The sequence below is a fragment of the Bradyrhizobium vignae genome (assembly GCF_900324035.1).
Lineage (GTDB): Bacteria > Pseudomonadota > Alphaproteobacteria > Rhizobiales > Xanthobacteraceae > Bradyrhizobium > Bradyrhizobium vignae.
This window is the reverse complement of record NZ_LS398110.1, coordinates 3,546,593-3,561,355: the sequence shown is the minus strand read 5'-3', so window position 1 is coordinate 3,561,355 and position 14,763 is coordinate 3,546,593. Positions and strand designations below refer to the sequence as shown.

13 protein-coding genes are annotated in these 14,763 nt (G+C 64.4%); 10 read left to right on the top strand and 3 right to left on the bottom strand.

What is annotated here, in order from left to right:
- Positions 1–13 precede the first annotated feature (13 nt).
- Genes coxB through BRAD3257_RS17265 form a run of 6 tightly spaced genes read left to right on the top strand, consistent with a single transcriptional unit; the run spans position 14 to position 5,095 of the window.
- On the top strand, positions 14–988 hold the full coding sequence (coxB, locus tag BRAD3257_RS17290) for a cytochrome c oxidase subunit II (RefSeq protein ID WP_122402806.1): 975 nt from the start codon (positions 14–16) through the stop codon (positions 986–988).
- Positions 985–2,898, top strand: a complete 1,914-nt coding sequence (gene ctaD / locus BRAD3257_RS17285; RefSeq protein WP_122402805.1) for a cytochrome c oxidase subunit I — start codon at positions 985–987, stop codon at positions 2,896–2,898. The genes coxB and ctaD overlap by 4 nt, the downstream gene beginning before the upstream one ends.
- Positions 2,895–3,497: a cytochrome c oxidase subunit 3 gene (locus BRAD3257_RS17280; protein WP_122402804.1), complete on the top strand. Its 603-nt coding sequence runs from the start codon at positions 2,895–2,897 to the stop codon at positions 3,495–3,497. Before ctaD ends, BRAD3257_RS17280 begins: the two co-directional genes overlap by 4 nt.
- A complete protein-coding gene (locus tag BRAD3257_RS17275) occupies positions 3,494–3,838 on the top strand; it encodes a hypothetical protein (protein ID WP_122402803.1) in 345 nt (114 codons plus the stop codon). The genes BRAD3257_RS17280 and BRAD3257_RS17275 overlap by 4 nt, the downstream gene beginning before the upstream one ends.
- Positions 3,826–4,704: a cytochrome c oxidase assembly protein gene (locus BRAD3257_RS17270; RefSeq protein ID WP_122402802.1), complete on the top strand. Its 879-nt coding sequence runs from the start codon at positions 3,826–3,828 to the stop codon at positions 4,702–4,704. Before BRAD3257_RS17275 ends, BRAD3257_RS17270 begins: the two co-directional genes overlap by 13 nt.
- Positions 4,685–5,095 carry a c-type cytochrome gene (locus BRAD3257_RS17265; protein WP_122402801.1) on the top strand — a complete coding sequence of 137 codons (411 nt, stop codon included), beginning with the start codon at positions 4,685–4,687 and terminating at the stop codon, positions 5,093–5,095. The genes BRAD3257_RS17270 and BRAD3257_RS17265 overlap by 20 nt, the downstream gene beginning before the upstream one ends.
- A 5-nt stretch (positions 5,096–5,100) precedes the next feature.
- On the opposite strand, the gene BRAD3257_RS17260 is transcribed toward BRAD3257_RS17265, so the two are convergent.
- Positions 5,101–6,018, bottom strand: a complete 918-nt coding sequence (locus tag BRAD3257_RS17260; protein ID WP_122402800.1) for a c-type cytochrome — start codon at positions 6,016–6,018, stop codon at positions 5,101–5,103.
- A 240-nt stretch (positions 6,019–6,258) separates the two neighbouring features.
- On the opposite strand from BRAD3257_RS17260, the gene BRAD3257_RS17255 reads away from it, so the two are divergent.
- Complete coding sequence (locus tag BRAD3257_RS17255; protein WP_122402799.1) at positions 6,259–7,041, top strand: Crp/Fnr family transcriptional regulator; 783 nt, start codon at positions 6,259–6,261, stop codon at positions 7,039–7,041.
- 231 nt (positions 7,042–7,272) lie between these two features.
- On the opposite strand, the gene BRAD3257_RS17250 is transcribed toward BRAD3257_RS17255, so the two are convergent.
- Positions 7,273–7,881, bottom strand: coding sequence for a cysteine hydrolase family protein (locus BRAD3257_RS17250; RefSeq protein WP_122406618.1), 609 nt, complete (start codon positions 7,879–7,881; stop codon positions 7,273–7,275).
- 37 nt (positions 7,882–7,918) lie between these two features.
- A complete protein-coding gene (locus tag BRAD3257_RS17245; protein ID WP_122402798.1) occupies positions 7,919–10,240 on the bottom strand; it encodes an FdhF/YdeP family oxidoreductase in 2,322 nt (773 codons plus the stop codon).
- A 176-nt stretch (positions 10,241–10,416) separates the two neighbouring features.
- Between BRAD3257_RS17245 and fdhD the strand changes: the two genes are divergently transcribed.
- The 3 genes from fdhD to BRAD3257_RS41960 all read left to right on the top strand — a co-directional run bounded on the left by fdhD (position 10,417) and on the right by BRAD3257_RS41960 (position 14,273).
- Positions 10,417–11,205 carry a formate dehydrogenase accessory sulfurtransferase FdhD gene (gene fdhD, locus BRAD3257_RS17240; protein WP_174221577.1) on the top strand — a complete coding sequence of 263 codons (789 nt, stop codon included), beginning with the start codon at positions 10,417–10,419 and terminating at the stop codon, positions 11,203–11,205.
- A gap of 405 nt (positions 11,206–11,610) precedes the next feature.
- A complete protein-coding gene (locus BRAD3257_RS17235; RefSeq protein WP_122402796.1) occupies positions 11,611–12,948 on the top strand; it encodes an erythromycin esterase family protein in 1,338 nt (445 codons plus the stop codon).
- A gap of 2 nt (positions 12,949–12,950) precedes the next feature.
- A complete protein-coding gene (locus tag BRAD3257_RS41960; protein WP_122402795.1) occupies positions 12,951–14,273 on the top strand; it encodes a phosphoribosyltransferase family protein in 1,323 nt (440 codons plus the stop codon).
- The last annotated feature ends 490 nt before the right edge of the window (positions 14,274–14,763 follow it).

The window sequence follows — 14,763 nt, the reverse complement described above, 5'->3', positions numbered from 1 at the left end:
CTGTTCGAGCGCAATGCTCGCCGCGCCGCTGGCCGGCTGCGGCGGCAACTGGCAATCCGCGCTCGACGTCTACGGCACCTCGGCGATCAGCCTGAAGCACCTCATCATCCTGATCGTCGCGGTCTGCTCCCTGGTCTGGATGCTGGTGCTGATCGCGCTGATCGCCGCGTTGTGGCGAAGCCGTGATGCGCGGCCGGTGTCGCCCGAACCCGGACGCGAGCGACGCATGACCATTGCCGTCACCGGTGCCGTCGTCGCCACCGTTCTCATCATCGGGACCTTCACCGTCATGAGCTTCGTCGCCACGCGCGCGCTCACCGTCGCAGGACAGGACGATCTGACGATCCGCGTGCGCGGCCTGCAATGGTGGTGGGGTCTCGAATATATCGGCCCCGATCCGTCGAGCCGGTTCGAGACCGCCAACGAGATCCACATTCCCGTCGGTCGCAAGGTGCGCCTCAAGCTCGAAGGTCTCGACGTGATCCATTCGTTCTGGGTCCCGAGCCTCGCCGGCAAGCAGGATCTCGTTCCCGGCCGTCCGAACGAGCTCACCATCCGCGCCGAGCACGCCGGCATCTACCGTGGTCAATGCGCCGAGTTCTGCGGCATGCAGCACGCCCATATGTCGCTGCTGGTGATTGCCGAACCGCAGGACGATTTCGACAAATGGACGGCAACACAGCGGCAGACTGCGGCGCAACCGGCCGACGAGCAAACCGCCGCCGGCCTGCAGACCTTCCTGGCAAAGCCCTGTGCGGCCTGCCACACCATTCGTGGCACCGCGGCGGTCGGCACCACCGGCCCTGATCTCACCCATGTCGGCAACCGCCGCACCATCGCCGCCGGCCTGTTCGAGACCACACGGGGCTCGCTCGCGGCCTGGATCGCCGATCCCCAGACCATCAAGCCCGGCAACAACATGCCGATGGTGCCGCTGACGCCCGACGAGCTGCGTGCGGTGTCCGCATATCTGGCGAGCCTGAAATGAAGCCGTCCGCCGCGGCCCCAGAGCAGCGCGACATCGATGTCGAGCGCGCGCAGCTGACCGACGCGCTGGCGGAAACGTGGAAGACCCCGTCCGGCCTCTGGGGCGCGCTTGCGACCGTCGACCACAAGATCATCGGCCGCCGTTACATCTTCACCGCCTTCGTCTTCCTCGCCCTTGGCGGCGTGCTCGCTGCATTGATGCGAATTCAGCTCGCGCAGCCCGAGGCGCGCTTGCTCGGACCCGATCGCTACAACCAGATCTTCACGATGCACGGTGCGAATATGATGTTCCTGTTTGCCGTGCCCGTGATGGAAGCGGTCGCGGTCTATCTGGCGCCGCTGATGGTCGGTACCCGCAACATCGCCTTCCCGCGCCTGAACGCCTTCTCCTATTGGATCTATCTCGCCGGCGGCGCACTGCTCTGGATCGCGTTCGCGCTCGACATGGGGCCCGACGTCGGCTGGTTTGCCTATGTGCCGCTGTCGGGCCCGCAATACGGCACCGGCAAGCGTGCCGACATCTGGGCGCAGATGATCACCTTTACCGAGATCTCCGCGCTCGCGGTCGCGGTCGAGCTCGTCGTCACCATCTTCAAGCAGCGTGCGCCGGGCATGACGCTCGACCGCATCCCGGTCGTCGTCTGGGCCATGCTGGTGACGTCGTTCCTCGTCATCATGGCCATGCCGGCAATCGTGCTCGCAAGCACCAGCCTGATCCTCGACCGCCTCGTCGGCACGCACTTCTACAATCCGGCCGAGGGCGGCGACGTGCTGCTCTGGCAGCATCTGTTCTGGTTCTTCGGCCACCCCGAGGTCTACATCATCTTTCTGCCCGCCGTCGGCATGGTTTCGACCATGATCGAGCCGTTCGCGAGGCGCCCGGCCTTCGGCTATCTCGGCCTCGTGATGGCGCTGATCGCCACCGGCATCCTCGCTTTCGGGCTGTGGGTGCATCATATGTTCGTGGCGGGGCTGCCGCGGCTCGGCGACAGCTTCTTCACAGCCTCCAGCATGGCGATTGCGATCCCCGCCGGCATCCAGATCTTCTGCTGGCTTGCGACGCTGTGGGACGGCAGGCCGGTATTCAAGAGCCCGCTGCTCTTCATCATCGGCTTCATCATCACCTTCGTCATCGGCGGCTTGACCGGCGTGATGGTCGCGTCCGTGCCGTTCGACACGCAGGTGCACGACACCTATTTCGTCGTCGCGCATTTTCACTACGTGCTGATTGGCGGCGCCGTGTTTCCCTTGCTTGGCGCCGTCCACTACTGGTTTCCCAAGCTGACCGGACGCATGATGAGCGAAGCGCTCGGCCAGTGGTCGTTCTGGCTGATCTTCGTTGGCTTCAACGCGACGTTCTTTCCCATGCACATCCTCGGGCTCGAGGGCATGCCGCGCCGCATCTACACCTATCAGCCCGACTTGCCCTGGCACGGGCTCAACCTGTTCGTCAGCGTCAGTGCAGTGATCCTCACGGCCGGTTTCCTGCTGTTCTTCATCAATGTCATGCGGAGCGCACGCTTCGGAGAGATTGCGCTGGACAATCCCTGGGATGCGCCGACGCTGGAATGGGCGACGACATCGCCTCCGCCGAGCTACAATTTCGCCATGATACCGGTCGTCGGCAGCCTGCATCCGGTGTGGGACGACCGCGACGGCCTCCCCGTCGCCGATGGCTTGCGCACCGATCGTCGCGAACTGATCGTGACCACGCTGGCAACCGCCGAACCGCAGGCGCGCGAAGCCTCGCCGCAGAATTCCATCTGGCCGCTGTGGGCCGCGATTGCGACCACGATCATGTTGATCTGGTCGATCTTCTCGCCCTGGGCCGTCGTCTGGGGCTCCATCCCGGCCGCGGTCGCGCTGATCGGCTGGTTCTGGCCCAAGGGTACGCCGGAGGACGAGTCATGAGAGAGAAGATCGTGCTCGATCTCGGCAAATTGCCGCTGCACGGAATGGGTACCGCGAGCGTCACCTGGTGGGGCACGCTCGCCTTCATGCTGATCGAAGGCACCGGCTTCGCGCTCGTGATCGCCGTCTATCTCTACCTGATGAGCCTGGCGACGGCCTGGCCGATCAACACGCCGCCGCCCGATCTGCTTCCCGGCACGCTCGTGACGTTGATCCTGCTAACCAGTCTCATCCCCAACATCCTGCTCTCGCGCTGGGCCGAGCAGCAGGACCTGCGCAAGGTGCGGATCGGAATGGTGATGATGTCGATGATCGGCACCCTCCCGCTGATCGTGCGCATCTTCGAATTCCCCGCCCTCAAGGTGAGCTGGGACAGCAACGCCTACGGCTCAGTGGTGTGGACCCTGCTCGGCCTCCACACCACCCACATCATCACCGATCTCGTCGACACGCTGGTGCTGGCGGCGCTGGTATTCACGCGGCACGGCCGGAGCCCGAGAAGGTTCGGCGACGTCCAGGACAACGCCATGTATTGGAACTTTGTCGTCGCGACCTGGCTTCCGATTTATGGCTGCATCTATTGGTTGGCACGGCTATGAACGCGTCAAAGCTCCTCACCCATCTCTCGATCTGGGCGGGACTCTGGTTCGCGCCGCTGGTCTGGGCGGCGAACATGCAGCTCGGGCAGATCCTGCCCTATGTCGATTGCCGCTCGCAGTCTCACGCCTCAGCCATCACCTCGTTCATCGGTGCGGCGCTCACGACGGCATCGGCCCTCTCATCATGGCTGTCTCCACGGCGGGTGATCGGCAAAACCGACGGACATCATGGCAATGCCGATTTCGGCAGCACAGTGAGTACACTCTCCGCGGGCCTCTTCACTTTCGCCCTGCTGATGCAGGGCCTCGCTGCAATGGTGTTGACGGGATGCGAAAAATAGCCTTCGCCGCGATCGCTTGGTCGATGCCGCATTCGATCTACGCGCATGGGTCGGCGCTGCAGGCTGCAGCACCAGGCTGGACGTTCGATCCTTGGATCATCGTACCGCTCACGCTTTTCGGCCTGATGTACGGCATCGGCAGGCTTGTGCTGGCACGGAAAGGCCGCCAACGCATCGCGCAGGATATCATCTGCGGCGCCGGCTGGCTGACGCTGGCTGCCGCGCTGGTATCGCCGCTGCATTGGCTCGGAGAACGCCTCCTCTCGTTCCACATGATCGAGCACGAAATCCTGATGGCCGTGGCGGCACCGCTGCTAGTGCTCGCAAGGCCAGTCGGACCGTTGCTTTGGTCCCTGCCGCAGCGCACGCGGCTCGCGATCGGCTGGGCGATGCGGCATCCCTACATCACGCGGCTGTGGAGCCTGCTGAGCGCTGGCCGCAACGCCACGCTGTTGCATGGGATCGCGATCTGGACCTGGCACGCACCGGCGCTGTTCGATGCCGCGGTCGAGAACATTCTCCTGCACCGAGTGCAGCATCTGAGCTTCTTTCTGACCGCGATCCTGTTCTGGTGGTCGGTGTTCCGGCGCAGCCAAATCGGCAGCGCTGCCTGGCACGTCTTCGTCACCATGCTGCACACGAGCGTTCTCGGTGCGCTGATGGCACTTGCCCCGCACCTCCTGTACCGGCAGCAAGCCGATGCCGCAGCGGCCTGGGGCTTGACGCCGCTCGAGGACCAGCAACTGGCTGGCATCATCATGTGGGTGCCGGCGGGAACGATCTATGCCGGCTCGGCGCTCGCGCTGATCGCGCTCTGGATTTGCCGGTCCGGTAGGGAGCGAGCCGATGCGCTTCACGCTCTCTAGTTGGGCGGCGCTGGCAATCGGAGTGGCGAGCCTTCTCCTCGCCGCGGCGGTCGCGGTCGGCTTCGCGCGCAGCGACCGTCAGCGAAATGAAAGCATCGCCCGCGCCATGACGGGGGGTGATCCGACCCGCGCACCGGCGATGATCCGCCGCTACGGCTGCGTGGGGTGCCATACCATTCCAGGCATTCCCGGCGGCGACGGCAAAGTCGGTGCTTCGCTCGCCGATCTCAGGACGCGCGTCTACATCGCCGGTGTTGCGACCAACACGCCGGACAATCTGGTCCAGTGGATCGTGACACCACAAGCCTTCTCGCCCCGCACGGCAATGCCCGCGACCGGCATCAGTGAGGCCGAAGCGCGTGACGTCGCGGCCTACCTCTATGCGCAATGAGATGTTCAGGGATTGGGCGTCGGCCGTGCCGGCAATGATTTCACGAAGGTGGCAATCGCCTCACGATCGCTTTCGGGCAGCATCGCCATGTTGGTCACGACTCCGGCCATGGACGAACCGACCCGGCCATGATTCGGCGTGATCCCCGTCTTCAGCATCGCCGCCAATTGCGCTTCCGACCAGTCGCGGAGGCGCGCGGCCGTGATGTTGGGATAGAAACCGGTACCGACGGGGTCCGGTCCGCCAGCATAGCGAGTGCTTGCCTCGATGCCGCCGAACATGTCGCGGGAGGAGTGGCACTCGGCGCAATGGGCAAGCGCCTCGCTCAGATAGCGGCCACGATTCCATCTTTCGTCCTGCGCCGGATCCGGCGCAATCGGGCCGGGCTTGAAGTACAGCATCTTCCAGAATCCGACGAAACGGCGAATGCCGAATAGCGGATTGAGCTCATGGTCCGGGGGACGCCCCTTCACCGCAGGCAGCGTGCGCAAATAGGCCATCAAGTCCCGCACGTCATCAGGACGCATATGCGTGAAGCTTGCATAGGGAAAGACCGGATAATAGTGGCTTCCGTCCGGAGACACGCCGCGCAGTAGCGCATTGGCAAGGTCGTTGGCGGTCCAGTCTCCGATACCGTCGATCCGGTCCATCGAAATGTTGGGCGCACGAAAAGTTCCATAAGGGGACGCCAGAGCAAGTCCACCACCAAGGTGCAAACGATCGGACTGGCCCGGCGATGCATGGCAGGAGGCGCAATCGCCGGCCGCAAAGACGAGCTTGCCATGCTCGACGTCGCCACCCGAGTCGGATACGGCGCCCACCCCGTCCGAGCCGAAGCGCTCCGGCGCGGTGATGAACCATACCCCCACAGCGGCTGCGCACGCGATGAGGATTGCCGACACCAGCCAGAAGCGCCCGCGCATTCGCTTTCAGTTTCCTCCACCTGACCACCGTCCAGTAACGGAGACGAACCGCGCCTGTTCCTGCTCGACAGACGCCGCGGCACTCAGATCAATAGGAACAATGAACGATACGGCACGTCGATATCCGGGCGCTTCGCTGTATCGCCCGGCGCGCCGGAGTAAACGTATCAAAGGTTAATGCCTCCTACCGTCCTTCTCAGTCAAAGTCGGGGACTGGGGCGGTCGGCCATCGGACATCACATGCAGGCAGGATTTGCTTTCTCGAAACTCGCCGATCGCCTGACGAGCCTCGCCGAATTGCCTCCCGACGATCTCGATCTGCTTGCGGACATGCCGAGCAGCATTGCGCATTTCGGCGCGCATCAGACGGTCCTGCGGCACGGCGACGAGGCTGGGCAATGTTGCCTGCTGCTCCAGGGCTATCTGTCCTGGCAGAATCACGAAAGCGCAGACGGTCAGATCACCGCGCTCTGCGTTCCCGGCGACATCGCCAACCTGCACACCCTCTATCGTCCGCGCATCGACGGCAATCTGGTCGCGCTCGGCCCCGCGATCGTCGCGCTTGTGCCGCACCGCTTCTTCCGCGAAGTCACGGCGCGTTCACCGGCGATGTCACATGCGATGCTGCTGATGCTGCTTGCCGACCACGCCATCCAGCGCAATTGGACGGTGAATCTCGGCAGCCGGGACGCATTGACGCGCGTGGCACATCTGCTCTGCGAGATCACCGTCCGGCTGCAAATCGTCGGGCTCGCCAGGGATTTCAGGTTGTCCTCGCCCTTTACCCAGTCCGACCTCGCCGCCGCCTGTAGCATCTCCGCGGTGCATGCCAACCGCACCATCCAGGAGCTGCGCCGCTGCAATCTGCTGCAATGGCAGGGCAAGACCTTGACGATCACGGATTGGCCGGGCCTGGTCCGGCTCGCCGGCTTCGACCCGGCCTATCTGAGCATTCGATCCGGCGCGAACGATGCGCGGCCGCCATACGTGAGGTCGGCGACGGCCGACGTCGCGGTCGCTTGACCGACCTCAGGCAGGGCTATCGCACATGACTCGTTGCGGCGGCCTGCGCGCAAGCCTCGTCCTTCGAGACGGCGCTTACGCGCCTCCTCAGGATGAGGCTAGTCCGCGTCGGGAGCCCGCATAAAGCGGGCGTCTCGAAGATGGCCGCAGAAGCACTCTCAAACGCGATAGCCCTGCACCTCGAGAGGCGCCGAGGCGCACTACTCACCTTGGAGACTGCAGCTCGCGCACCTACTCCCGCCAGAACTCGGCCAGCTCTTCCGCCGTCACCAGATCGACCTGGCCGTGGAAGCGGGTCCGATACATCGTCATGAGCGCATCGTGCCCGACATCGGATGAGCTGCACAGCGCATCCTCCACGATGACGACCCTGAAGCCGAGATCGACGGCGCTCAGGACCGTCGAGAGCACGCAGACGTCCGTCTCTGCGCCTGAAATCACGACGGTACCGACGTTCTTTTCGACCAGCAGGCTCGCCAGACCGGGGTTGCTGAACGCTGAATAGGCCGGCTTATCGATAACGGCGGCCGGCGGCACGAACCGGTTCAAGGCCGGCACGAGCTCGAGAGCGGATGGCGGCAGATGCCTGCGGGTCGCTTGGTGCCAGCGGTGAAAATAGCTCCGCCACTGCCCCGGGCGATCCTCTGGATCCTGCGGCGTGATGAAGCGGGTGAAGATCGTTCTCGCCGGACGGCGCGAAACGACCGAGACGATCGTCGGCAGGACGCGCTCCATCCAGGGCGTCGCCCAAAGGCCGCCGGGAGCGAAAATGTTCTGCATGTCGATGCACAAGTGAACGGCATCGCTGATGTCGGCAACATCCGACGTACCGTCCCTCATCGTGCTCGCCCCCTGAACATGCGGCTTCATCCACCATTCACAACGCCGAAATCGAGGCCTCTCCGGCATCGATGATCTCGGGCGGAACATCCTTGAACAGGCGTACCGGGATGGACTTGGCGGCGGGGACCTTGCTGCCTTCCGCGTAGTGCCAGAGCGGAACGAGCACGTTGCACTCGGGGTAATAAGCCGCAATGCTCCTGCGCGGAATGCCGTAGGGGACGACCTGGAGCTCGCTCAAGCTGCGCGCGACCCCGTCGTCCGCCTCCGTCACCAGCGTGACGGTATCTCCGGATTTCAGCCCGTCGCTTTCCATGTCGGCGGGATTCATGAACACGACATAGCGGCTGCCCTTGATGCCGCGAAAGCGATCGTCTTCCGTATAGATCGTCGTGTTGAACTGTCCGTCGGCGCGCATCGTCATCAACTCATAGATGCCGTCGCTTTCGCGCGGCGGCGCGAAGGCCGACTTCGGAACGGTGAAGTTCGCCTTGCCGCTCGGGGTCTTCCACTTCCGCTCGCGAGCCGCCAGCGGCCGCGGAAAGCCGCCAGGCTCGAACATGCGCGTGTTGAAGTCCTTGAACTGATCAGGATACGTGTGCTCGATGGCATCGCGAACGCGCGAGTAATCGGCGGTCCAGGCATCCCAATCGATCTTGGGATTGGCCTTCAATGTCGCCTTTGCGAGCGATGCGATGACAGCCGGCTCCGACAGGAGCTGTTCGGCCACCGGCCGGCGCTGGCCACGCGAGCCGTGAATACAGGCGGTGGAATCCTCCATCGACACGGCCTGCGGACCACTTGCCTGCCGGTCGATCTCGATCCGGCCGAGACACGGCAGGAGATAAGTGATCTCGCCGGGCACAATATGGGTGCGGTTGAGCTTGGTCGCGATCTGCACCGACAGGCGCAGGTCGGACCACGCGGGCTCCATCAACGATCGCTCGGGCACGGCACGCAGGAAATTGCCGCCAAGGCTGACAAAGCCGCGCACTCTGCCCTTCAGAATGCCCTCGCAAGAGTCGACGGTGGACAGGCCGTCCCATCGCGGCGGCTCGAACCTGTAGAGCTCTGCTAGCTTGTCGAGCGGCACAAGTTTGGTCTTCTCGGAGATACCGACGGTGCGCTGGCCCTGGACATTGGAGTGGCCTCGGATCGGCGAGATCCCAGCACCAGGTTTGCCGATATTGCCGCGGAGCAGCAACAGGTTGACGATCATCTTGGTCGTCTCGACCCCGTGCTTGTGCTGGGTGATGCCCATGCCGTAATTGGCGATCACGGCGTTGGCAGCCATGTAAGTGTTCGCGGCCTCGCGCAAGGCCATCCGGGAGAGTCCCGAGGCCCGCTCGATCTCTTCCCAGCCCTGGGTGCGGCAGAACGCAGCGAATTCCTCGAAGCCGGACGTGTGCTGGTCAATGAACGCAGCATCGACGATGCGCGGACTCCCATTGGCCCGGGCGAGGTCGTCCGCCTCGATCACCCATTTGCAGATCCCGGTGATGGCGGCGGCGTCACCGCCGACCCGTACCTGATAATATTGCGAGCTGATGCGCGTGCCACCCGCGATCATCTGAACGGGATTTTGCGGATTGACGAAGCGCTCCAGGCCGCGCTCTCGGAGCGGATTGAAGGTCACGATCGGGACACCCCGTTGCGCCGCCTCCTGCAGCGGATGCAGCATGCGCGGCGCGTTGGTGGTGGTATTGTGTCCGAAGAAAAAGATGCAATCGGTAGCCTCGAAGTCCTGCAGCAGAACGGTGCCGACCGGAACTCCGATCACCTCCGGCAGTGCCACCGACGTGCTCTCGTGGCACATGTTCGAACTGTCGGGGAAATTGTTGGTGCCGTACATGCGACCGAACAATTGATACATGTAGCTCGCTTCGAGCGAGGCGCGGCCGGACGTGTACATCACGACCGAGCGCGGATCGAGCCGGTTCAGCTCAGTGCCGATGTGCCGGAAAGCCTCGTCCCAATCGACCGGCAGGTATTTGTCGCTGGCCCGGTCGTAACGCATCGGCATCGTCAGGCGCCCCTGCTCCTCCAGCTGGTGATCGGACCAGGTTCGCAGCTCGGTCAGCGTATGCTGCGCAAAGAACTCCGGAGTCACTGTCTTCCGTGTGATCTCCCAGGCAGTCGCCTTGGCGCCGTTCTCGCAGAACTCGAACGGACGCGGCTTGGCCGGTTTGGCCCAGGAGCAGCTGACGCACATGTATCCATCGGGCTTGTTCTGCTTGAGCAGTATCTCGCTGCCGAGGATCGCAACCTCTTCCTGCGTGAGAACATGGGCAATGGCGTTGAGCGAGCCCCATCCGCCGGCCGGAGCATCATACTTCTCGACCTTCGCCTTCTGTCGCATGATGCTTCCTTCGATTGCAGGCCCCGCACTCAAACCCGAGACACCATTGCAGGTTCCTAAGCGCCCGGAACCTTGCGCGGGCTCGCGCGTCATGACCCGACGCAGGACGAGTATCCATGCACGGCTCTCAATCTGGCGCACGCGATCGCGCATCGACACCCACGGCCTCGGTCACAATGCAGCGGCTCACGTCGAGTGGCATGCATGATGCGCGTATCGTGGCAGAGGAATGTCCGGTGGCACTCGTCTACGACGGCACGACCGTCGCGGTCCTGATGGCCACTCCCACCGACCTGACCGACCTGGCCCAGGGGTTCAGTCTGACCGAAGGGATCATTCGCGACATCGGCGAGATCGCGGAACTCAGTGTCGTTTCCGGTCCCGACGGAATCGAGCTGCGTCTGTGGCTGCGACCGGACGCGGGGCGCCGGCTGAAGGAACGACGGCGGCGGCTCGTCGGCCCAACCGGGTGCGGGCTGTGCGGCATCGACAGCCTGCGGGAAGCGGGCCGGATCGTTCAGCCCGTCGAGCACTGGGTGTGCCTCACCTCCGAACAGATCGGCACTGCGATCGCGGCGCTCAGCGACACGCAAGTCCTCAATCACAGGACTCATGCCACCCATGCCGCGGGTTTTTTCGAGCCCGACAGAGGAGCCATGCTGGTCCGCGAGGATGTGGGCCGCCACAACGCGCTCGACAAACTTGCGGGCGCTCTGGCCATGGAAGGGAGATCCGGATGCACGGGCGCCGTGATCCTCACCAGCCGGATATCCGTCGAGATGGTGCAAAAAACGGCAGCTATCGGCGCCGGAATCGTCGTCGGCATGTCAGCGCCAACCGCGCTTGCAGTCCGAACGGCCGAGGCCAGTGGCATCACGCTTGTCGGTATCGCGCGGGGAAACGAGTTCGAGATCTTCAGCCATCCAACGCGGGTGTCTTCGCTCACCGCCGCGGAGCGGCCCTGACCGCGCCGCGTCGAGCCGGATTGCGACGCCGTTCAGGTCCGGGCTCGGCATCTCCTCGATCTCCTCCTTGGTCTAACGGCCTCATGACGGACCGGATCGCGATCGCGGAGTCTCCGCCACTTCTCGAAACCGGCCACGATCGACCACATTGAGCGCGATGACGGCAGCCTGGTGATCACCCCTTTCATCCCAGCCCGCCGCTTGGAGCTCCGGCATGGCTCCATCAGGGATCGGGGTCGCTACGCGACATTCACCGGGCGAGGAACGTCGGACCGGCGCTCGAGTTGGTTCGGGAGTAGCGCTGATCGGCGCTTCCTGCGCAGCGCGCGCCTGGGATAATCCCTGAAGCTCGTGTGCGCGTGCGCATCCCGGAGAAGCGCGCACAACCATCCAGGGGAACCTGGTATGACCCTTTCACCGGCTGCCGTGCAGATTCGCGAAAGGACCAATCGCGAGTTGATCGATCTCCTGCGCGAAGCGGGCGAGCATCTGCCGGCCGCCGAACGGGACGACTTCTCCTCGTTCTTCGACCGGTTCGGCGAGGCCAAAATCGTAATGCTCGGCGAATCTACGCACGGCACATCCGAGTTCTATCGCGCACGTGCCAGCATCACCCGGCAGTTGATCGAGCATCACAGTTTCAACATCGTCGCGGTCGAGGCCGATTGGCCGGATGCCACGACGATCGATCATCTCGTGCGGCAACTGCCGTCCGAACAGCCGCTGGAGCGGCCGTTCGAACGCTTTCCGACCTGGATGTGGCGCAACATCGAGGTGAAGCAGTTCGTGGACTACCTGCGCATCCACAACGATGCCTGCCGCGCGGAGCGGAAGGTCCAGTTCCGGGGACTCGACGTCTACAGCCTGAGGAGCTCCATTGCCGCCGTCATCGCCTATCTCGAGCGCGTCGACCCGGAGCGCGCCCGCGCGGCGCGCGAACGCTATTCCTGCCTCACGCCTTGGCAGGCCGACCCCGCCGGGTACGGTCATGCCGTCATGTTCGGACGAGACACATGTGAGGACGAGGTGGTCGCGCAATTGCGCGAGCTATTGGCGCAGCGCCTCTCCTATGCCGAACGCGATGGCGAGGCGTTCTTCAACGCCGCACAGAATGCGCGGATCGTGCGCGCGGCCGAGCAGTACTATCGCATCATGTATCGCGGTTCTACCGAGTCATGGAACCTGCGCGACCGTCATATGTTCGACACGCTGCAATATCTGATGCAGCAACGGGGGCCGCAGGCCAAGGCCGTAGTCTGGGCTCACAACTCGCACATCGGCAACGCCGCGGCAACTTCGATGGGCTGGGCCGGCGAATTCAACATCGGCGAGCTCGCGCGCAACAGCTATGGCGACGAGGCCGCGCTGATCGGCTTCGGCACCGATCGCGGTACGGTGGCTGCGGCGACCGATTGGGGCGGCGAGATGGAGATCAAGTCGGTTCGGCCCGCGCGCGAAGACAGCTATGAGTACCTGTTCCACCGCACGGGTCTGGCGCGTTCGCTGACCGACTTTCGGCCCCCCGGCCGGGGCGAGCTGCGCGACCGACTGACCGGCCCCAGGCTCGAGCGCGCCATTGGCGTCGTCTACCGGCCCGAGACGGAGCGCCTCAGCCACTATTTCGAGGCGGTGCTACCCGATCAGTTCGATGCCTTCGTCTGGTTCGAGGAAACCAATGCAGTGACGGCGCTTGCGACACGGGCCGCATCGGGCGCCGCAGAAACGTATCCCTTCGGGTTTTGATCATGGCAAGCGCGCGCGACGAGCTCGGCGAAGTGGTTGTCGGTCCGCACCGTCTCGCCGGCATTTTGGGCCTGCCGCAAGGCGCGATCGCCATCGTGATTTTTGCCCACGGCAGCGGCAGTGGCCGCCTCAGTCCGCGCAACAACCAGGTCGCTGCGGCGCTGCGTGAAGCGGGCTTCGCCACGCTGCTGCTCGATCTGCTCAGCCCGGAGGAGGAGCGCGATCGAGGCCACGTGTTCGACATCCCGCTATTGGCATCGCGACTCACGGAGGCCGCGGACTGGACCCGCGACAGGCCGGAGCTCGCAGCGCTTCCGATCGGCTATTTCGGCGCGAGCACGGGTGCTGCGGCTGCGCTGGTCGCGGCTGCCGGCCGACCGGACGTCGCGGCGGTGGTTTCGCGCGGCGGCCGCCCGGACCTGGCTGGCGAGGCGCTGCACGCCGTCACCGCGCCGACCCTGTTGATCGTCGGCGGCGCCGATCTGCCGGTGATCCCGCTCAACCGTTCAGCCTTTGCGGAGCTGTCCTGCGCAAAGGACCTCGTGATCGTGCCGGAGGCGACGCACCTGTTCGAAGAGCCTGGTGCGCTCGAACAGGTGACGCAACACGCCATCCGCTGGTTCCGCCGGTTTCTGCCTTCGCGGCGCTCGGACGCCGTAACGGATGATCATTTGGTTTTTGCCGACCGGCGAGACGCCGGCCGCCGGCTGGCCTCGGCGCTGACGAAGTTCAGAGACAGCGGCGCGATCGTGCTTGCCCTGCCGCGCGGTGGCGTGCCCGTCGCGTTCGAGATTGCGCGAGCGCTGCACGCCCAACTGGACGTCGTGCTGGTGCGCAAGATCGGGGCGCCGGGACACGAGGAACTCGGGCTCGGCGCGGTCGTCGATGGCGCTCATCCGCAGGTCGTGCTCAATGAGGAGATCCTGCGCGAGATCCAGCCGAGCACGGCCTACTTAGAGGCCGAGACCGCCCGCCAGCTCGCCGAAATCGAACGCCGCCGGCAGCTTTACCGCGACGGCGAACCGCCGCCGGAGATTGCCGGGCGCACCACGATCGTCGTCGACGACGGGATCGCGACGGGCGGAACGGTGAAAGCCGCGCTCAGGGCGCTGGCAAGGTCGAAGCCCGGCCATCTCGTACTTGCAGTGCCGCTGGCTCCCCGCGACTCGCTTGCCGATCTCAGTGCGGAGGTGGACGAGATCATCTGTCTCGTCAGCCCCGATCCGTTCTTTGCGGTGGGCATGCATTACAGGGATTTCGGCCAAACCTCGGATCAGGAAGTCACTGAGCTCCTGCGCCGCTCGAAGGCCACAGGAAGCGCTTAGTTGCCGCATCTCCGACGCGAGCGTCGCCGAATGCGGGCTCGATCAAGCGCTTGCCACCTACCGGGCCAGTACGAGAGAGAGTATCGCCAGAATCACGGCGCCGATGAGCCCCGCCAGGAAGATTGCTCTTCTCGCTGGCGTGCGAAGAATGATCTCTCCGCCCCTCGCCTTCTCCGCCGGATAGGGGTCCTTTGGCGGAGGGGGCGGCTCTGCTGGGCCTTCACGGTCGGCAAATGCAGATGGCGGAGTTCGGCGTGAACTTTCCTGGCGGCGCGTGGGCTCCGCCCGGTCCAACCAGGAACGGACTGTTCGCGGACGATAGAAGAAACCTTTGGCTCAGCTTGTCGTTGGGCGGAAGGTGGCGCTTACCGATCTCGGTCGTTGCGAGGCCAGGATGCCCTGCGAGGCATTTCAGAGGCGACCAAGAAGGAAGGTCGCCACATGCGGAGCAACTAACAAGCTGCCGCAGCCGCAATGTACTCAGTAGGCG